Raw genomic sequence first — 19,307 nt, 5'->3', positions numbered from 1 at the left:
ACATCTTGTGCCAGTTCACTCCATCCGCGCGAACAGCCCCACCAGCGTGTCGCGCAGCCAGCGCTGCGCGGGGACGGTGTCGTTGCGCTGGTGCCAGAACAGGCTGACGATGCGCGGCGGCGCCGGCAACGGCACCGGCACGGCGTGGAGGTGGGGCGCCTGGCGCGACTGCGCGCTGAGATCGCGCGGCAATACCGCGATCAGATCGGACTGCCGCACGATCTCGTAGGCGGCGTTGTAGTGATTGACGATGGCAACGAGGTTGCGCGACAGCCCGCGCGAGGCGAGAAACTGGTCGTAGGTCGGTGCCGTGCGGCCTGCCAGGCTCACGTCGACATGCTTGGCGTTGAGGAAGCTGCGTACATTCAGCCGCTTCCGGTTCGCGAGCGGGTGATCCCGCCGCATGAAGCAGGCATAGTCGACCGTCCACAGCGAACGCGAGCGGATCAGCCCCGGATGCTGCGCCTCGTTGACATAAACGCTCAGCACGCAATCGACCCGGTTGTCCTCGAGCTGGTCGGCGATGCCGATGATGGTGTTCGGCGCGGTGCGCAGGCGCGCGCTCGGTGCCATCTCGGCAAAGTGGTTCAACAGAGCCGGCATCACCAGCGACGCCACGTAGTCCGACATCGACAGGCTGAACTCGATCTGCGCACTGCGCGAATCGAACACCTTTTCGTCGAGCGCGCCACGGATGCTTTCCAGCGCGCCACTGATCGGGTCCCACAACGCCACGGCCCGCTGGGTCGGGCGGATTCCCGTGCCGGATCGGACGAACAAGGGATCGCCGAGCGCGTCGCGGATCCTCGCGAGCGCGTTGCTGACCGCGGGCTGGGTCATCGTCAGCGCGCTCGCGGCGCGCGTGACGCTGCCCTCGGTCATCAGGGCCTCGAAGACTTTCAGCAGGTTGAGGTCGAGCGTGCGGAACGACACGGGCAATATTCACGATGGTGATGTACCAGATAATAAATATAAATTATTCCCATAATGTTGATTTGTCTATCATTCCCCGGCTGACTCTGCGGCGCGTGCCGACCGCGGGGCGGAGGGGGGCGTCTTCATGTCAATGATCTCGGCGCGCATCGAGCGCCTGCCGTTCGCGCGATTCCACGTACACCTGCTGCTGATGGGCGGCCTGGGCTATCTGTTCGACGCGATGGATGCCGCGGTGCTGGCGTTCATCCTGCCCGTGCTGCGCACCGCCTGGGGGCTGACCAATGTCGAGACCGGGGTGCTCGGCAGCAGCACCTTCGTCGGTTATCTGTTCGGCGCGCTGCTGGCGGGGACGCTTGGCGACCTGATCGGCCGCCGCGCGGTGATGATGTCGGCGCTGGCGCTCTACAGCGCGGCCTCGCTGCTGAGCGCGGCGGTGGACAGCTGGCCGTCGTTCTTCGCCGCCCGCGTCGTCGCCGGCATGGGCACCGGCGCGGAGAGCGCGATCATCGCGCCATACCTCGCGGAATTCGTGGCGCGGCGCTACCGCGGCGCCTTCACCGGCGCGCTCGCCGGCTTCTTCTCGTTCGGCTTCGTCGCCGCGGCGCTGCTCGGCTATTTCATCGTGCCGGCCTACGAGAACGGCTGGCGTATCGTGCTCGTCATCACCGCGGTGCCGGTCGTGATGCTGCTGTGGTGGCGGAGGTCGCTGCCGGAATCGCCGCGCTGGCTGGAGAGCCGCGGCAGGGCGAACGAGGCCGAGGCGGTGCTCGACAGGATCGAGGCTGTCTTCGCGCGCGAGGGCCGGGTGCTGCCGGCTCCGGTCCCCGAGCCGGCGCTACCTGCCGTATCGTCGGGAACGCTGCTGAGTAATTTCGCCGCGCTGCTGGCCGGCCGCCAGGCCCGCATCACCACCATGACCTGGATCATGTGGCTGTCGATCACCTTCAGCTATTATTCCTTCTTCGTCTGGATTCCCGGCCTGCTGGTGCAGAACGGCATGAGCATCACCAAGAGCTTCGGCTATTCGCTGGCGATGTATTGCGCGCAGGTGCCGGGTTATTTCACCGCCGCCTTCTTCAATGAACGGATCGGACGGCAGGCGACGATTGCGACCTACATGCTGCTCGGCGGCGTCGCCGCGCTCGGGCTCGCCTTCGCCAAGAGTGACGCGGAGATCATGACGGCCGGCCTGCTGCTCTCGTTCTTCATGAACGGAACCTATGCGGGCGTTTATGCCTACACGGCCGAGGTGTTCCCGACATCGATCCGCACGACAGGTGCAGGCCTCGCGTCCGCGATCGGCCGCATCGGCGCGATCGCAGCGCCGATCCTGGTCGGCTACCTCTATCCGAATTTCGGCTTTGCCGGCGTATTTGGCGTCACCACGTCGGTCCTCTTGATCGGCGCGCTCACCGTCGTGCTGATGGGCGTGCCGACGCGCGGCCGATCGCTGGAAGAAATTGCAAGCAAGACCGCGTGACCACGGCGGCGTCCTGACAGGAGATCCAATCATGTCCACCATCCTCTTCAAGAATGCCGCGCTGCTCGATCCGCTGCGATCCGATCTGCTCGAAGGACACCATGTGCTGGTCGAGGATCGCCTGATCAAGGAGGTCTCCGATCGGCCGATCGAGGCCTCAGTCGATCGGGTCATCGATCTCAAGGGCAAGACCCTGATGCCCGGCCTGATCGACCTGCATGTGCACGCGGTCGCGGTTGAGCTCGATCTGTCGCAGCAGGCGCGCATGGCGAACGTGCTGGTGACCTTGCGCTCGACCATGCTGTTGCGCGGCATGCTGAAGCGCGGCTTCACCACCGTGCGCGATGCCGGCGGTGCAGGCTATGCGCTGAAGCAGGCGATCGACACCGGCCTGACCGATGGTCCGCGGCTGTTCGTCTCCGGCCGGGCGCTGAGCCAGACCGGCGGCCATGGCGACGGGCGGGCCCGCTCCGACTATCTTGCCGATCCGACCTGCTCCTGCTGCGTGCGCGTCGGTGCCATCGCGCGCGTCGTCGACGGCGTCGATGCGGTGCGCAAGGCGGTTCGCGAAGAGCTGCAGATGGGCGCCGACCAGATCAAGATCATGGCGTCCGGCGGCGTCGCGTCGCCGACCGATCCGATCGGCGCTTACGGCTATTCCGAGGACGAGATCCGCGCCATCGTCGCCGAGGCGAAAGCACGGCACACTTACGTGCTGGCCCACGCCTACACCGCGGAGGCGATCGAGCGCGCGGTGCGCTGCGGCGTGCGCACCATCGAGCACGGCAATCTGATCGATCTGCCGACCGCGCGGCTGATGGCCGAGAAGGGCGCCTATGTGGTGCCGACCCTGGTCACCTATGAGGCGCTGGCCAATGAGGGGGCGAAATACGGCCTGCCGGCGGCGAGCGTCGCCAAGGTCGCCGACGTGCGCGACGCCGGCTTGCGCTCGCTCGCGATCTACCGCGAGGCCGGCGTCAAGATGGGCTACGGCTCCGATCTGCTCGGACCGTCGCAGCGCTTGCAGAGCGACGAGTTCCGGATCCGCGCCGAATTGTTGGGCCCGCAGGCGGTGATCGCCAGCGCAACTATTGTCGGCGCCGAGGTGCTCGGCATGGAAGGCAGGCTCGGCCGCATCGCACCGGAGGCCTTCGCCGACCTGCTGGTGGTCGAGGGCAATCCGCTGCGCGACGTGTCGTGCCTGCTCGGCCAGGGCGAGCATATTCCGATGGTGATGAAGGCCGGCAAGGCCGAGGTGGATCGGCTGGGCGGGTAGGCACACTCGCCGGCCCAGCGTTCCTGTCATCCTCGCGTCACGCGGCGGCCGGCAGCGCCTCGCGGCCACCCGGCACCATACGATCACGATAGCGCTGGCAGCGTTGACGTGGCCGGGCGGAAGCACGACATATCGGCTGCCCGACTCAACTCCCCGCCCCGGAGCCAGCCATGAACGCGCCGCCCAACATCGATTCCGTTACGCCGCAGTCCGACGGCGATGTGGTGAGCTGGCTGACCAACGAGACGCGCGACCAGCGTTTCATCGACAACATCTTTGCCGAGCTGTGCATCCGGCTGCAGGGCGCGGGCATCCCGATCAAGCGGGCGACGATGAATCTACTGATCCAGCATCCGCAATGGCTCGGCGCCCGGATCATGTGGGCGGACGGGAAGCAAGAGGCGGAGATCTCGCGGGTCGACTACGAGGTCAGGGAGCGCTCGGAATATATCGGCAGCTCCGTCTACGAAATCCAGGAGGGCGCCGCTGAAGTGCGCGAGCGGCTCGAAGGAGCGCCCGGCCGCAAGCACGCGCTCTATGACGACATGCGCGCGCAAGGCCTGACCGACTATGTGGCATGGCCGCTGCTGCATACGCTCGGCAAGCGGCATGTCGTGACGTTCGCAACCGACCGCGCGGGGGGCTTCGATGACGCCCACGTCGCCAGCCTGAAGAAGGTACTGCCGGTGCTGGCGCTGGTCAGCGAGATCCGGATGAAGAACCGCCTGGCGCGGACGCTGCTCGAGACCTATGTCGGCACCCATGCCGGCGAGATGATCCTGGCCGGTGCGACGCGGCGCGGCAGCGGGACCACGGTGCGCGCCGCGATCATGATCTGCGACTTGCGGGATTTCACCCGGATCTCGGACTCCTGGCCGCGCGACGACGTCATCGATCTCTTGAACGACTATTTCGACGCGATGTCGGAGCCGATCGCGCGGCATGGCGGAGAAATCCTGAAATTCATCGGCGACGGACTGCTCGCCATTTTCCCGCTCAGCGACCCCAAGGCTTGTGCCAACCTGCTGCATGCGGTGGCCGAGGCGCGGCAGGCGATGGCCGCGCTGAGCGAAAAGAACAGCATGATGGGTCGTGCGCCGATGAATTACGGCATCGGCGTCCATGTCGGTGACGTCATGTACGGCAATATCGGATCGCGCACCCGGCTCGACTTCACCGTCATTGGTCCCGCCGTCAACATGGCCTCGCGGCTGGAAGCCTTGACAAAGCAGCTGGGAAAAAAGGTGCTGCTGTCGCGCGCATTCGCCGACCTCGTGGAGCGCGATTTCGCACTCGAACATGTCGGCGAACATGCGGTGCGCGGATTCAGCGAGCCGATCGAGTTGTTTGCCTATAACGGCTGATGGAGTCTTCAGGCCGGCGTCGTCTTCTGCGCCGGCGCAGCCCGGTCGATGAACCCCTTGGCGAGGGCGTGATAGACGCCTTCCTTGCAGATCAGGCGCGAGCTCGCGTGTGCGATCAGGGCTGCGGCCATCAGCGGCACCACCATCGCGTGATTGTCGGTCATCTCGGTGACGATCACGAAGGCGGTAATCGGCGCCTGCACCACGCCTGCGAAGTACGACACCATGCCGAGCAGCATGATGGCCGGCAGCGGCGCGCCATGAAACAGCGGCGCGATGTTGGAGCCGAGCCCGGCGCCGACCGCGAGCGAGGGCGCGAAGATGCCGCCCGGTATGCCGCTGATCGAGGCGAACGTCGTCGCGAGGAACTTCCAGACGCTGAAGCTCGCGGGCAATTGTGAGCCGGTTTCGAGCGCGGATTTGACCTGCTGATATCCCGTGCCGTAGATCGCGCCGTCGGACGCAATCCCGCAGATCGCCGCCGCCAGTCCGCAGATCGCGGCAAAGCCGACCGGGTAGCGCTTGATCGCGCGTCCAACGGGATTGGCAAATCCGCGGGCCATGGCGATCAGGATGCGGCTGAACAGGCCGCCCGCCAGGCCTCCGGCCACGCCGCAGAGCGGGACCGCGAGCCAGTCGGCGCCGTTGCGCAAGCCGGTCGCGCTGGTGCCGAAATAGGTGTAGTTGCCCATCAGCGCGAGCGAGGTCAGGCCGGCGGCGATCACCGCGCCGATGATCAGGCTGGAGGTTCGCGTCTCGAAGGCGCGGCTCATCTCCTCGATGCCGAACACGATTCCCGCGAGCGGGGTGTTGAAGGCCGCCGCGACGCCCGCGGCCGCACCGGCCAGGATCAGGCCGGGCTGACGGCGCGGCGAGAAGCGGCCGAGCGCAAACATGATCGACGCGCCGATCTGCACCGTCGGTCCCTCGCGCCCGACCGATGCGCCGCACAGCAGGCCTAACAGCGTCAGCAGGACCTTGCCGGCCGCAATGCGCAGCGAAACCAGGCTTTCGCGCGCGGTCTGGTCGGTGAGATGGCGCGCGGCGATGGCCTGCGGGATGCCGCTGCCCTGCGCGTTCTGAAAGAAGCGATTGGTCAGGAACACCGACAGCGCGAAGCCGACAGGCGTCAACAGCAGCGAGGCATAACGGAAATGCGACACCAGCGCGGCAAAGGCGATCTGTGCCCAATCCGCGAGCTGCGCGAGCGCGACGGCCGCCGCACCGACTGCAATGCCGCCCAGCAGGAAGATGGCGCGGCGTCGCCAACGCGCGGAGACGATTCTGAACAGCCGCCGCTGGCGGTTGGAAGGAAAGCTCATTCGACCGGCATTTTGGCTAATATCGTGGTCCGATACGAAACGGATCACGTCATCCTTAGCATGCGTCGAGGGTGCGCGAAGCTCAAGAAATCAGCAGGATACGCCGGGCAATCGCGCAGAGCCGAAGTCTACACCCGCCGTCTATCGGCGCCGCTGCTGCTTTCTCGGAAACAGCCGGTCGCGGATGTAGCGGGAGGTCGCGGTCAGGCGAATCCCGCGGGGCTTCTGCCAGGCAGCGCGGTCGATCTCCTTCTTGTCGCCGATCGACAGCCGTCCCTTGGCGTTCTTGGCGATGAAGATCGCATCGCTCATCCTGCGGCCGGAACGCTTGTTCTTGGCCGTCACTTCCTTCCAGAGGCTGAGCCGGCCGAGCTTGAGCTTCGGCAGCTCTTCCTTGATTTCGCGCTTGAGGCAATCCTTGCCGGTTTCGCGCGCGCGTCTGCGCCCGCCGGGGAACATCCACAACCCGTCAGATCGGCGTCGAACCAGGAGAACTTTGCCGCGCTTCGCGGCCACCAGTTTGGAGGACTTGGTCATGTACTGCGCAATGATCGAAACAGAATCTGTCTCATTTAAACTTGTCTATTTGGGTAGACAAGTTCTATTGACCTGTTGTTCCACAGCAGTGTGTCGGCTGTTTGTCTCAGATGGACAGCCGGAGCACGCGGACTCTGACGATGCGCTGATGCGATTCGGAGGAGGCGGCAAGAAGGCCGAATGGCTGCGACGGACTGTCGCGACGTCGTTGTCACTCTGCTTCACGTTCGCTGTGATTGCGCTGGCGGGCTTGCCCGTGACTCCACACCCTCACATCGCCTTCGTGAAATTGTGATCCAGCGGTTCCTGCGGCAGGAACTCGTCCGATCGCGTGGGGATGAAAAAGTCCATGATGGACGGCTCCGCCGCGTCGACGTCCCTTGACTTCTTGTTCTTGTTTTGTTCTAGTTGTCTTCCACCGTGAATAGGAGGCCGCCATGGACAACCGTATCAGCGAAATTCGCAGGCAGATCAGGGCGCTGCGCGTCAGCATGCTCGAGGCCGAGGCGATCATGCGAGAGCAGATCAACCGGGACGAGGACTGCGCCTTCGTTGCCGGGGACCTCCTGAAGATGCGCCTGGTGATGAGCCGCCTGGTCGAAGAGCGGGCCATGCTCGGAGACCGCGATCCGATCATCGTGCACGCGGGCGTCGCTCCACGCCGCCGTGCCGCGACCCCGGTCTTTCTTCGCGCGGCGAAGCGGGAGCTTGTCGCCGGCGAAGCGCGTGCCTGATGACGCACCCAGGATGCGGCGGCTGCGCGCCGAGTTGCGCGAGCTCGATGCATCCTTGAACCGGCTCAGGCAGGCCGGACGCGATAGTGCATCGGCGCAGCTTCTGCTGTCGCGCAAGCGCGCCGAGCTGGAGGACGTGATCTGCCGGAGGAAAGATGAGAGAGCCGCTTCGGTATTTCCACGACAGCGATGATCACGCGCCCTGGATCAAGGCGCTGGCCGAGGTCCGGCACATGGCAACGCGGGAAGGCTGGTGCTTTCACCACGTGCAGGCGATCATCGTGGCAATCGACCAGTATGCGGAGGCCGCGCTCGGCAACCGCGAGTTCTTCCTCAACCGCCCGCAGACCGTTGGCCCGTTGCGGCGCGGCGAGGTGCCTTAGCGGACGCCTGCTGTCGGTCACGCCGCTTTGTGGATGCCATGCTCAAGGCAGCCGGTCGGCCGGATGCTTGTTGCGATGCTCGACATACTCGGCGCGGGTCTGGTCCGGATGCTGCACCAGCATGTTGCGGCCGGTCGGGACCGGTTTGGGGCCGTCCAATATCGTGGCGCCGACGCTGGGCAGATGCGCGGCGAACGCGTCGATGTCATCGACCATAAACGTCAGATGCGTCGCCGTGAACGGCTTCAGGCTCTGTTCGGTGCCAGCAACGAACAGGATCGAGGCGACCTGTGCGAGCCTCAGGTCGTGTTCCGGATAGTCGAAGCGAAGCCGCGCCGTCTGGCCGATCAGTTTTTCGTGGAAGGCGACCGCTTGATCGAGGTCCTCCAGTGGCAAATAGCGCCTCACCAGGATGTTGAGTATCTTCATTGCCAAGTCCTCATCGGGGTCCTCATCATGCCCTCATGCGTTGCGGTGGTCGCGATCCGATCCGGTCAGCCGTCGCGACAAGGCAAGGCGCCGCTTGCGGAGCGCCGCGATCGCGCGGTCGATCTGGTCGAGCTTGTCCTGCATCACGGCGGCGCAGCTGACACGCGCTGCACGCCGACCGTCTTCGAGCGCGCTCAGGAGATTGCGAAGCTCGCGGGTCGAGAAACCCGAGGCGATCAGGTCCCGCACCCACGCAGCTCGTTCGATCTCCGGCGCGGAATAGCTTCGATAGCCGTTCGACGTCCGGCGCGGCACGATCAGGCCGGCCGCTTCATAGTGCCGAAGCGTCCGCGCGCTGACGCCGAGATGACGGGCCGCCTCCTGAATCTTCATCGCGATCTCCTGTCGAGGGCCGGCCTAGCACCTTGTCGTTAATGTCAATGTCAAGCGCCGGGTTGCGCAAGTCTGCACCGGACGCGGACGCCGAACTCCGCCGCTCCGCCGGAGCCGTGGAGGGCCAAATGTCCCGGCCGGCTGGCGTAGCCCGGGATGGCCAATCCGCGCCCGGCGACCTATCGTGTCGCTTGCGGCCGAATCTGAGGCGGATCGTTCATCGCCGGGTCATGTAAATCCGGCCATCGTCAGCGCCGCGCCCGCGGGGGCGGCGGCATATTTTCGGAGGAGGTTTCGGATGATCAGGGGCTGGCAGCTTGCGGCGTCGGCGCTCGCCATCGTCGCGATGGTTGCAACGCTGGGCGCAGAGGCCAACGCGGCGCAGTGCGGCAACGGGCCCGGCGGGTTCGAAGCCTGGAAGGAGCAGTTTGCCGGTGAGGCGAGGGCCAAGGGCGTCGGCGCCACCGCGATCGACGCGTTGATGCAGGCGCATTATGCCAGCGCGACGATTGCCGCCGATCGCGGCCAGCGCAGCTTCGGCCTGTCGCTCGAGCAGTTCATGGCCAAGCGGGGATCGGCGACCATCGTGGCGCGCGGCCGATCGCTGAAGCAGTCGCAGGCGGCGATGTTCGCCTCGATCCAGCAGCGCTACGGCGTGCCGCCGGGACCGCTGATCGCGATCTGGGGCATGGAAAGCGGTTTCGGCAGCCAGCGCGGCAACCAGAACATGCTGTCGTCGATCGCGACGCTTGCCTACGACTGCCGCCGGCCGGAGTTCTTCACCGAGCAGCTCTATGCCGCGCTGAAGCTGATCGACCGCGGCAGTTTGTCCGGGAGCACGCGTGGTTCGATGCACGGAGAAATCGGCCAGACCCAGTTCATGCCGAAGAATGTCCTCGCCTACGGCACCGGCAATCTCGACGTCGCCGCCAATGCGCTGGCCTCGACGGCGAACTTCCTGCGCGCCAATGGCTGGCGCGCCGGCGCCGGCTATCAGCCCGGGGAACCCAACTTCGCGGCGATCGAGGCATGGAACGCGGCGGGGGTCTATCAGAAGGCGATCGCCATTATGGGACGGCAGATCGACGGCCAATGAGCGCAGGCCCGGGTTCCTTCACTTCCTGTTAACGCAACGGTGCCCAGATCGTTTGCTGTGAAAACGGAGCGAGTGGAGACAGGCTCCATGCTCAAGAACGGCACTTATGCGGCGTGGTTTCGAACGTCGCTCGCCGACGGCACCGGCATCGTGCACATGGCCGATGGCAGGCTGTGGGGCAGCGATGCCATCATGCTCTACAGCGGCACCTATGAGGTCGACGGCGAGCGCTTCTCCGCCGTCCTCACCGCCAGGCGGCACTCCGAAGGTCATCAGACCGTGTTCGGCACCGACGACCTCGTGGTGCGGCTCGAGGGAGTCGCGAGCGGCCCGATCGCGACCGCCACGGGCAGGGCCGATGCGGTGCCCGACCTTGCCTTCGAGGTGACGCTGATGCCGAGCCAAGAGGTGGCGCCCGAGCCGCCGCCGGATTTGCCGCTGCCGAAGTTCGATCCGAGCCGGCTGCCGAAATTGCCGAAACGCTCGAGTCGCTGAGCAACTTCTACACGTCGCTCGGGCCCGCGGTCTCCGGAAAAGGGGCGCCGGGGATGTAGAGCTTCAGCGGGCGGATCTCGTAGACGGCCGACGGGTTGACGCTGCGCAGGTCGCGCGCCGCGGCGATCGCCTCCGCCTCATCGGCGCAATTGATCACGTAGAAGCCGAGCAACTGCTCCTTGGTCTCCGCGAACGGGCCGTCGATCACGACGCCATGGCCGGGCCCGCGCAGGGTGCTGGCCTTGCGGGTCTCGCCGAGCCGTGCAGCCGGGCCGAGCCGGCCCTTCAGCCGTTGATGGACCTCGCGCAGGCCCGCCATCACGGCTGCGTCCTCATCGGCATTCCACGACTTGACCTCGGCCTCGACGTGATAGGCCAGGATGGCATAAAGCATGTAGCGAACTCCTCATTTCCGATGCGGCAGGCGCTGGCGCGCGATGATTGTTCGAGCATGATATTCCCGGAAAACCGCTTCGCGCTTTTCCGGGTCATGTTCTAGGACGGCTCGCGGCCACCCAGTCCGACATCTCATCTGTAGCGGATCAGGCCACTTTTGTGCTGCTACGACGTAGCCCGCAGGTCGTGTGGCGGCGCCGATTCGCGACGCCCGAACAGCAGAAAGGCGCGGCGGAATCACTTCCGCCGCGCCCCCGATGTTGATGTCTCGCTGGTCCAGGGCTGAGAGCGCCCCGATGCCAGGCTGATTGCTCAGCGCCTAGCGGGCGATCCCAGCGAGGTGACAGCGCTTGAGACAAGACACTAGATCACCTCCTTTCTTTGTTGATGGGACCAGCAATATAGGTGGCGAATCCGCCGCTGTTAAGGCCGCCGTCCGTCCGATCCGGGCCAGGAACCGGGCGCAATGCGCCGGCATGTTGCCGTGGACCGGCGTATAATCACGCCCGTCGAGGCAGTTGAGGCGGCCGTCGGGTCGTGTTAGGGGATCGTTCGATGCGGGTGTAGCTCAATGGTAGAGCAGCAGCCTTCCAAGCTGAATACGAGGGTTCGATTCCCTTCACCCGCTCCAAAAACGATTTCAATGGCTTAGCCAGAAATTTTAAACTTCCATTCTGATTCCATTCCGACAATTTTGAAACATCACGGCTGAAGGCTGACGCAGATTTGTGGGCGTTTTCAATCTCTACTCAAAGTGGTTCTTATTTATGATGATCGTCTCCAATAAGGGTAGCTAGTGGCCGTCTGACGACGATGGCCGGTACGCTCGAACAGAGATGATCGCGACTCTCGGATGAGATGCGAGCTTCGGGCGAGGTGCGACCCATGCTTCGGCGCCGGTTTACGCCCACGGCGTAGCGGCGACGTTGATGTGGCGATACATTGCTGCGGGGTATGCCGAAGGAGGCACCATGTTGGGAGGCAAATGGGCGGCGGCGATGGTCGCGGCAGGCCTGATGATCCTCGCGGCTTCGGGCGCACAAGCGGATTCAACCCACATCGCCAAAATCCAGGCGGCCTTGGACGCATGGCTGGCCGACCGCAGCTCAGCTGAGAAGGTGACGGGAGTTGCCGCCTACGTCAGCTTCGGGGACACCGGCCCGGCTATCGAGGCGTTCGCCGGAAAGATCGGCAGCGGTCCGCAGGATGCTCCGGTCCGGCAGGGCACGCTGTTCCAGATGGGCAGCACGTCGAAGTCCTTCACGGCGGCCTTGATCCTGAAGCTCGAGGCTGCGGGCAAGCTGTCCATCGACGACGCGCTTGGCAAATGGCTTCCGCAATATCCGGCGTGGAAGGATGTGACGATCCAGCGTCTCCTCAACATGACGAGCGGCATCCCGAACTACTCCGAGACCGAAGCCATGTCCCGCATATGGATCAACGATCCCACGCGCGAGCTGAGTGCCGAAAACCTGATAGACCTCGTCTATCCTGCCGGAAGCGGCGACCTGCCTAAGAGCAAAGGCTACCATTATTCGAACACCAACTACATCCTCGCCGGCATGATCGCGGCAAAGGCAGCCGGCCAGTCTTATCGTGATCTCGTGCACCACATGATTATCGAAGCGTTCGGGTTGCACAGCACGTTCTACGAAAACGGGACATATCCGGACCCGGTGACCGATCGCCTGGCGCACGGCTATTTCGACAACCCTGCCTGCGCCGATTATCAACCCAAATGCACCCAGTCCTGGAATCACGCGCTGATGGGTGGTGACGTTCGCGGGATGAGCACCTCATGGGCTCAGGCGGCAGGTGGCGCGATCGCCGACGCGCGCGATGTGGACCGCTGGATGCGCGCCGTGCTCAAAGGACGCGTGGTGCCGCCGAAGCAGCAGGCGGAATGGATGGCACTCGTGTCGATCAGGACGGGTGAGCCGATCGCAGACGTAACGGCAGACGATCCGCGCGGATTCTCGCTCGGTCTCGGCAAGGCAGTTCTCGGATCGTTTGGCGCACACTGGTTTTATCAGGGCGAGACGCTCGGCTACCGAACGCTCTATGTGTGGTTCGAAAAGGAAGAACTGATGATTACGCTCCAGACGAACTCGCAGCCGGCGGCCGAAGCGGACAAGCTCCACGACCTCGTGGGTGTCATCTATGACATCGTGCGGGGTGACGCGAAATAGGCGTCGGCGAACAGGCTTCTTCCGGCTATCAGGCCGCAAGAGCGGCGATCGGGCACGTCATTTCGGGCTCTCTCTCCGCACGCGGAGGTTCGAATCGAAGAACTGCAACGCGGCGTTGCCGATGTATTCGTGCAGCTTGACCCGGTCCACGCCGGGAGTATCGTTGCAGGTTTCGGGAAAGTTATCGCGTCCCACCTGGTCGCACTCATTGCCGAAGATCTCATGGCTGACCGGACCGGGCAGCACGTCCAAGTGAGCATGCGGGATGTATTTCGCCGCAAAGGCTGCGTTTTCATCAGATGGTGTTGTCGTGTCGCCGGCTCCGACGATGAGATAGGTCGGGATCGCCATTTGCCGTAGCCCGGCCTCGTCCATGCCGAACCCCCGGATATCGCCCGGCGCCATCGCGAAGGCCGCCCGGACCCGATCGTCGCGCAGGTCGCGGGCGGGTTCGGCATCAAGCTTCATCTGCTCGCGGATATAGGCCGGCACCGCCTCATTGTCCTTCCAGCTGCGCTGAAACTTCAGGAAAAGTTCCGGATTGACCTTGGCGCCCCCGATCCAGAGCGAAGTGAATCCTCCCTGTGAATGTCCCGCCACGCCGATCTGGCTTGGCTCGATATGCGGTCCCCAAACCTTGTCCTGAAGAAGATGGGAGATATCCAGACTGAGATCGCGCGGGCGCTGCCAGATCCTGCTGCGCACGTAGAGCGCGCTGGAGTCGAAGGTGTTGGCCCGGAAGTGATACAGCATCGCCACGAGATAGCCGTGAGAGGCGAGGTATTCGCCGAACCAGGCATAACCCGAACCGTTGCCGCCCGCCCCGTGCGAGAACATGACAAGTGGACGCTTCACGCCATCGGACACGACGGGCGCGTCCTTGTAAAGGTTCAGATTGGTGGCCAGGAAAATCTTGAAAGGAACGGCGGTTGTAGCCGGGACCGCCGGATAGATCAGCATCAAGTTCAGAGGCCGGCCGCCCTCGGACGGATCGACATATTCGAGCTGCGTCACCCCAACGGGATACGGAGCGGTCCGCAGCACGTCCTGAGCCAGCGCAGAACCGGAATAGATCCCGAAACCAACGGTGACGCCAGCGAGCAAACGAGTGAGACCATTTTGGCCCGAGTGGACAGCCCGCATGTCTTGCTCCTTTGAATGTCTTGTCCTTCGATTGACGGTACATGGTTAGACCAATCGGGCGAAGGGCTAAACCCGTCGCCATTCCGACAAAGCGAAACTCTGGAGCGATCTCAATCGCCCAAGAAGCTGAGAAATGTCAGAATGGCTCTTGATAACATTGCAGAATGCGGCGACTTCCAAGCTGAATACGAGGGTTCGATTCCCTTCACCCGCTCCAGTGTTTTCAATCGCTTGCGGCACGGTGCCGGCTCCATTTGGGCGAAGGCGCTGCTGCTCCCTCGGATAAAATCTGGGCTTTGGTTCGCGCCGCGCGGCGCTTTTTGGTGCCGGTCTGGGCGCGCTGTCACGGCGCGCGACATCCGTATTGAACTTGGCCCAGGATAGCGGCGACCAAACTGTCGGTAGACTGGAGGACCACGCCATGCCCGACTGGATTCTTGCGCCGATCTGTATGGTCGCACTCGGCGGCTTCATCTGGTTCGCGTTTCGACAGGGGTTCAGCATTAAGCCCGACGAGAACAACCGCGACCATCCGACTTTGCCCCTTGGCCCGGACGGGTCTTGGCGCTAACGGCGGTACCGGGCGAGAGGCGCTGACGGCGCCGAGAATAGGTTCAATGACGTCCTTTGCGGTCGGCGATCCCTACACCCTTTGGAGTATCCCGATCGTCACGTGAACTTTCGGCCCCGATGTGTAGACCTAGTCGCTACCGGGATTTTGCATTTCCTTCCTGGGGCTAGAGCCGACGCCGTCCGCATGCATTTTAAGCGGGCGGTGTTTGCTGATGTGAACCACCGCCCCGTCGCAGCATCCCGCTCCCGCGCGCGGAGGCTGCCCATGAAGCGAATACCCACGAGCGAAGCGATCATCACCGTCGCCCTGCTGGTGATGTTCGCGCTCGTGATTTGGTTTGGCGCCATGCCCTGAGTTTCGGGCGCCGCTCGATCAGGGGAGCGAAACGACCCGCAGATTGTTGGTGCTTCCCGCTTGTCCAAAGGGAATGCCGGCGACGACGACCAGCAGGTCGCGGCTTGATGCAAACTGCTCTGCACGCGCGAGGGCCGTCGCGCGCTCGACCATCTCCTCATAGCTCCCGACATCGTCGGAAAGGACGCTGTGAGCCCCCCACAGCAGGCACAGGCGGCGGGACACTTCGCGGCTTGGAGTGATGGCGAGGATCGGCAGGCTCGGCCGCTTGCGTGCGACGCGCGCGGCGGTGGTGCCGCTCGACGTGTAGGCCACGATGGCCGCGGCGTGAACCACGGAGGCGAGGTCCGCAGCGGCCGTCGCGACGGCATGCGGCGGCGTCTGCTCCTCGCCGGGCTGGGTCGCCTCGACGATCGAGCGATACATCTTGTGTTGTTCGGTGCTGCGGATGATGCGATCCATCATCTCGACGGCCTCGCGCGGATAGCGGCCCGTCGCGGATTCCGCCGACAGCATCACTGCGTCTGCGCCGTCGTAGATCGCGGTCGCAACGTCGGAGACCTCCGCGCGCGTCGGAGTCGGCGCGGCGACCATCGAGTCCAGCATTTGCGTGGCGACGATCACGGGCTTCACCGCGAGACGGCACGCCCGTACCAGCTCTTTCTGACGCCCCGGCACGTCCTCATCCGGAATTTCGACGCCGAGGTCTCCGCGCGCAACCATGATGGCGTCGCACAGCTGGATGATGTCGTCGATCCGCTCGAGCGCCGCCGGCTTCTCGATCTTGGCCATCAGGCCGGCGCGGTCGCCGACGAGGCTTCTCGCCTCGATGATGTCGGAGGGCTTTTGCACGAACGACAAGGCGACCCAGTCGACGCCCAGCTTCAGGCCGAACTCCAGATCGAGGCGGTCCTTGGTGGTGAGCGGCGAAAGATCGAGCACCGTCCCCGGCAGATTGACGCCCTTGTGGTTCGAGATCGTGCCACCGACAATCACCTTGGCTTCGATGAAATCGTCACCGAGACCAATGACGCGAACGCGCACCCGGCCATCGTCGATCAGAAGGTCGTGGCCGGGAGCCACCGCCGCAAAGATTTCCCGATGCGGCAGCGGAATCGCCGATCGGTCGCCATCCGACCCGGACAGCACGAACCGGATGGTCTCTCCGGCCGCCGCGCTGATCTTGCCGTCGCGCAAGGTGCCGACGCGGATCTTCGGGCCCTGAAGATCCATCAGAATGCCGATCGGACGGCCGACGTCCTGTTCCAGTCTCCGGATCGCGGCGTGGACGGTCGCGTGGTCGCTCTGGGTTCCGTGACTGAAATTCAGGCGGAATGTATCGACGCCCGCCAGCAGCAGTGCCTTGAGCATCTCGGGAGAACTGCTCGCGGGGCCGACGGTTGCGACGATCTTGGCCCGTCGATGACGACGCATGGGTCACCTCATTGCTGGCTTGCCGGCTGCAATCAATCGTGAGGCGCCGGCCGATAGGTCTCGTATTATGGCGTCTTCTTGAGACTATCGTAAGACGCCGATGCCTCCGGTATTCCGCCGAGGACCAGCTTTGCGCGAGCGCCGGCGCCGATGCCCGCGACAATGGCCGCGGCATAAAGCATGACGACAGACGCGGCGAATGCGTTCAGCACCCAGGCCCGCCTGGCGACGTTGCCGGTTTCGTGCTGGAGATCATGTGCGCTCCCAAAGCAGCTGTTGGTCGTTTGGTCCGGCGTCAGGCCGTCGTCCTGCCGCCGCCTACTGACGAAATTCGTTGGTCAGTTCGCCGATCCCGTCGATCGCGACGGTGACCGTATTGACCGGCTCCTTCATCACGCCGACGCCGATCGAAGTCCCGCAGCAGATGAGGTCGCCCGGCAACAGCGTCATGTCGTGCGAGATCTTGCTGACCAGCGCCTGCGCGCTGAAGATCATGTCCGCGATCGGGTAGTTCTGGCGCTCGACGCCGTTGAGGATGGTGCGAACCACGAGGCGCGCGGGATCGAGGCCCGAGGCGATGACGGGACCGAAGGGGCCGTATCCGTCGAAGCTCTTGGCCCGCGCCCATTGCGGGAACGTCGGATCGCGATTGAGGATATCCGCGGCGGTGACGTCGTTGGTGCAGGTGTAACCGAAGATGAAGGCGTCGGCCTGTTCGGGGGCGACTGCCGTGCAGCGCTTGCCGATGACGATGCCGAGCTCGCCTTCGTAGGTGGTCTTGCCGTCGTAGCCGACCGGGCGCGTGATCACGGCGCCGGGCTCGGTCACGCTTGTCACCGCTTTCAGCAGGTACAGCGGTTCGGGCGGCTCAGGTGATTTCAGCTTCGCCGCAAGAGCGTGAAAATTGTTCCAGAGCGCGATGACCTTGCTTGGTTGAGCCGGCGCCAGCAGTTCGACCTCGTCGAGCGTCAACGTCTGTCCGGTCGGTCGGGTGTCGCCGAACATCTCCCCTGCGTGCACGGCGATGCCGGACGAAGTGAGTTGTCCGTAGCCGATTTCGGCATCGTGGCGAAAGCGGACCCAGCGCGTCACATTGGCCATCACGATCACGCCACCGCAAGCGATTGTGCTTCGGCGCCGGCCGCCCCGTCATAGAGGCCGGCCAGCCTGGTGCGCTGCGCCACCAGCGCCAGCACCGCGTCGAGGGCGGGCGTCGCAATGTCGGTCATCCGGCCCATCTCCTGCACCACGGTGATCAGCGGATCGATCTCGACGGGACGTCCACGCTCGAGATCCTGCAGCATCGAGGTCTTGTGTGCGCCGACCTTGCGTGCGCCCTCGATGCGGCGTTCGACATCGACCCGGAACTTGACGCCGAGGCTTTCCGCGATCGCCTGCGCTTCCAGCATGATCGCCCGGGACAGCGCGCGGGTGCCGGGATTGCTGCAGATCACGTCGAGGGTCGCGTGGGTGAGGGCGCTGATCGGGTTGAAGCAGACATTGCCCCACAGCTTGAGCCAGATCTCGTCGCGGATGCGGTCGAGCACCGGCGCCTTCATGCCCGCCGAGGTGAACAGATCGGACAGCCGCTGGACGTCGGGCGTGATCTCGCCGGAAGGCTCGCCGAGCGGAAAGTTGTTGCCGTAGACGTGGCGGATCACGCCGGGCGCCTCGATTTCGGTGGCCGGGTACACCACGCAACCGATGGCGCGGGCAGCGCCAAGTTCGCTCCACTGCCGTCCGCCGGGATCGATGCTCTCGAGCGTCGATCCTTCGTGCCGGCCGCCATGCCTGTAAAAATACCAGTAGGGAATGCCGTTGACGGCGGTGACGATGCGAGTCCGCTCACCCAGCAGGGGCCGCATCGGTTCGATGACGCCGGTGATCGAATGCGCCTTGAGGCAGATGATGACGAAATCCTGCTCGCCGAGTTCGGCGGGGTTATCGGTGCAACGAGGATGCACCACGCGCTCCTCGTCGCCGATCAGCAGCTTCAAGCCGTTCTGTCGCATCGCGGCGAGGTGCGCGCCGCGTGCGACCAAGCTGACATCGGCGCCAGCGCGCATCAATTCGACACCGAGATAGCCGCCGATGGCACCGGCGCCGTAGATGCAGATCTTCATGAAATCCTCGCGAGCAGAATGGGGACACGGCTCGAGCCGCAACGGCTCGAAACGGGTGGCAATGCCTTAGATGTCGGTCAGGCCGCGCAGTCGGCCTCCTCGAACGCGAGGCTGATGTCCCGCATGCTCACGACGCCGACGAGCCGGCCGTTGTCGATGACCGGGATATGGCGGACGTCGTGACGGCCCATCATATGCTCGACCTCGGTGAGGCTGTGTTGCGACGTGCAGGACACCAACGGCCGCGGCGAAATGAACTGCGCGACTTTTGCGGCAAGGCCACCAGTGCCGCGCTCGGCGATCACGGCGACCACGTCGCGCTCGCTGAACATTCCGACGACGGCGGCGTCGACGCTGCGCGAGACGTTCCTGACCACGAGTGCGCCGACATTGCTGGCGTACATCAGGTTGGCCGCGATGCTCACGGTTTCGCTTGAGCCGATCGTCACCGCGGGCGCACGGTTGGTGCGAAGGATGTCCCCAACGAACATGATATGGTCCTCCCGGTTGGGTTGTTAAGGAACAATCTTGGTATACATTATTCCAGAAGTCAAATAGAAGAATTGAAGCCTACTTCGATAAGAACGGCAAAAATGCTGACCTACTTGCCAGTATTGTCGCCTTGACTCCGACGTCGTTTGGCATGCCA

General features: G+C 64.3%; 20 protein-coding genes and 1 tRNA gene. 10 read left to right on the top strand and 11 right to left on the bottom strand.

The window, feature by feature from the left end; genetic code table 11:
• Positions 1-15: 15 nt before the first annotated feature.
• Complete coding sequence (locus JQ507_20100; protein ID QRI67292.1) at positions 16-939, bottom strand: LysR family transcriptional regulator; 924 nt, start codon at positions 937-939, stop codon at positions 16-18.
• 121 nt (positions 940-1,060) lie between these two features.
• Here JQ507_20100 and JQ507_20095 point away from each other — a divergent pair, with 121 nt between their 5' ends.
• The 3 genes from JQ507_20095 (at position 1,061) to JQ507_20085 (ending at position 5,056) form a co-directional block, all read left to right on the top strand.
• The gene (locus JQ507_20095; GenBank protein QRI67291.1) at positions 1,061-2,416 is read left to right on the top strand and encodes an MFS transporter; all 1,356 of its coding nucleotides are present in this window, start codon (positions 1,061-1,063) and stop codon (positions 2,414-2,416) included.
• 31 nt (positions 2,417-2,447) lie between these two features.
• On the top strand, positions 2,448-3,692 hold the full coding sequence (locus JQ507_20090; GenBank protein QRI67290.1) for an amidohydrolase family protein: 1,245 nt from the start codon (positions 2,448-2,450) through the stop codon (positions 3,690-3,692).
• A 170-nt stretch (positions 3,693-3,862) separates the two neighbouring features.
• Complete coding sequence (locus JQ507_20085; GenBank protein ID QRI67289.1) at positions 3,863-5,056, top strand: adenylate/guanylate cyclase domain-containing protein; 1,194 nt, start codon at positions 3,863-3,865, stop codon at positions 5,054-5,056.
• An 8-nt stretch (positions 5,057-5,064) separates the two neighbouring features.
• On the opposite strand, the gene JQ507_20080 is transcribed toward JQ507_20085, so the two are convergent.
• Both JQ507_20080 and JQ507_20075 read right to left on the bottom strand, forming a co-directional pair.
• Complete coding sequence (locus tag JQ507_20080) at positions 5,065-6,378, bottom strand: chloride channel protein (GenBank protein ID QRI67288.1); 1,314 nt, start codon at positions 6,376-6,378, stop codon at positions 5,065-5,067.
• A gap of 141 nt (positions 6,379-6,519) precedes the next feature.
• A complete protein-coding gene (locus JQ507_20075) occupies positions 6,520-6,915 on the bottom strand; it encodes an NUDIX hydrolase (GenBank protein ID QRI67287.1) in 396 nt (131 codons plus the stop codon).
• 437 nt (positions 6,916-7,352) lie between these two features.
• Here JQ507_20075 and JQ507_20070 point away from each other — a divergent pair, with 437 nt between their 5' ends.
• Both JQ507_20070 and JQ507_20065 read left to right on the top strand, forming a co-directional pair.
• Complete coding sequence (locus tag JQ507_20070; protein QRI67286.1) at positions 7,353-7,649, top strand: hypothetical protein; 297 nt, start codon at positions 7,353-7,355, stop codon at positions 7,647-7,649.
• A 155-nt stretch (positions 7,650-7,804) separates the two neighbouring features.
• Positions 7,805-8,032, top strand: coding sequence for a hypothetical protein (locus JQ507_20065; GenBank protein QRI67285.1), 228 nt, complete (start codon positions 7,805-7,807; stop codon positions 8,030-8,032).
• Positions 8,033-8,074: 42 nt separating this feature from the next.
• Here the strand turns inward: JQ507_20065 and JQ507_20060 are convergent, their stop codons facing one another.
• Positions 8,075-8,461 carry a hypothetical protein gene (locus tag JQ507_20060; GenBank protein ID QRI67284.1) on the bottom strand — a complete coding sequence of 129 codons (387 nt, stop codon included), beginning with the start codon at positions 8,459-8,461 and terminating at the stop codon, positions 8,075-8,077.
• 33 nt (positions 8,462-8,494) lie between these two features.
• Positions 8,495-8,854, bottom strand: a complete 360-nt coding sequence (locus JQ507_20055) for a MerR family transcriptional regulator (GenBank protein QRI67283.1) — start codon at positions 8,852-8,854, stop codon at positions 8,495-8,497.
• A gap of 298 nt (positions 8,855-9,152) precedes the next feature.
• Here JQ507_20055 and JQ507_20050 point away from each other — a divergent pair, with 298 nt between their 5' ends.
• Together JQ507_20050 and JQ507_20045 are read left to right on the top strand one after the other, a co-directional pair.
• Positions 9,153-9,950, top strand: coding sequence for a lytic murein transglycosylase (locus JQ507_20050; GenBank protein QRI67282.1), 798 nt, complete (start codon positions 9,153-9,155; stop codon positions 9,948-9,950).
• An 87-nt stretch (positions 9,951-10,037) separates the two neighbouring features.
• A complete protein-coding gene (locus JQ507_20045) occupies positions 10,038-10,445 on the top strand; it encodes a hypothetical protein (GenBank protein ID QRI67281.1) in 408 nt (135 codons plus the stop codon).
• A gap of 7 nt (positions 10,446-10,452) precedes the next feature.
• Here the strand turns inward: JQ507_20045 and JQ507_20040 are convergent, their stop codons facing one another.
• A complete protein-coding gene (locus JQ507_20040; protein QRI67280.1) occupies positions 10,453-10,839 on the bottom strand; it encodes a YciI family protein in 387 nt (128 codons plus the stop codon).
• A gap of 559 nt (positions 10,840-11,398) precedes the next feature.
• Here JQ507_20040 and JQ507_20035 point away from each other — a divergent pair.
• Together JQ507_20035 and JQ507_20030 are read left to right on the top strand one after the other, a co-directional pair.
• A tRNA-Gly gene (locus JQ507_20035) sits at positions 11,399-11,472 on the top strand.
• Positions 11,473-11,812: 340 nt separating this feature from the next.
• Complete coding sequence (locus JQ507_20030; GenBank protein QRI67279.1) at positions 11,813-13,030, top strand: beta-lactamase family protein; 1,218 nt, start codon at positions 11,813-11,815, stop codon at positions 13,028-13,030.
• A gap of 57 nt (positions 13,031-13,087) precedes the next feature.
• Here JQ507_20030 and JQ507_20025 read toward each other — a convergent pair whose 3' ends face one another.
• Positions 13,088-14,173 (bottom strand): hypothetical protein, encoded by a 1,086-nt coding sequence (locus tag JQ507_20025; protein ID QRI67278.1) that lies wholly within the window; start codon positions 14,171-14,173, stop codon positions 13,088-13,090.
• Between the two features lie 421 nt (positions 14,174-14,594).
• On the opposite strand from JQ507_20025, the gene JQ507_20020 reads away from it, so the two are divergent.
• Positions 14,595-14,744 (top strand): hypothetical protein, encoded by a 150-nt coding sequence (locus tag JQ507_20020; protein QRI67277.1) that lies wholly within the window; start codon positions 14,595-14,597, stop codon positions 14,742-14,744.
• A 375-nt stretch (positions 14,745-15,119) separates the two neighbouring features.
• Here the strand turns inward: JQ507_20020 and pyk are convergent, their stop codons facing one another.
• The 4 genes from pyk to JQ507_20000 form a co-directional block, all read right to left on the bottom strand.
• The gene (gene pyk / locus JQ507_20015; protein QRI67276.1) at positions 15,120-16,535 is read right to left on the bottom strand and encodes a pyruvate kinase; all 1,416 of its coding nucleotides are present in this window, start codon (positions 16,533-16,535) and stop codon (positions 15,120-15,122) included.
• A gap of 318 nt (positions 16,536-16,853) precedes the next feature.
• Positions 16,854-17,636 carry a fumarylacetoacetate hydrolase family protein gene (locus tag JQ507_20010; GenBank protein ID QRI67275.1) on the bottom strand — a complete coding sequence of 261 codons (783 nt, stop codon included), beginning with the start codon at positions 17,634-17,636 and terminating at the stop codon, positions 16,854-16,856.
• 5 nt (positions 17,637-17,641) lie between these two features.
• Complete coding sequence (locus tag JQ507_20005; GenBank protein QRI67274.1) at positions 17,642-18,658, bottom strand: 2-dehydropantoate 2-reductase; 1,017 nt, start codon at positions 18,656-18,658, stop codon at positions 17,642-17,644.
• Positions 18,659-18,735: 77 nt separating this feature from the next.
• Positions 18,736-19,149: a CBS domain-containing protein gene (locus JQ507_20000; protein ID QRI67273.1), complete on the bottom strand. Its 414-nt coding sequence runs from the start codon at positions 19,147-19,149 to the stop codon at positions 18,736-18,738.
• Positions 19,150-19,307: the final 158 nt, after the last annotated feature.

The sequence above is a fragment of the Bradyrhizobium sp. PSBB068 genome, assembly GCA_016839165.1.
In the GTDB taxonomy this organism is placed as follows: Bacteria; Pseudomonadota; Alphaproteobacteria; order Rhizobiales; family Xanthobacteraceae; genus Bradyrhizobium.
The sequence above is the reverse complement of the archived record's forward strand: the minus strand, read 5'-3'. Positions and strand labels throughout refer to the sequence as shown.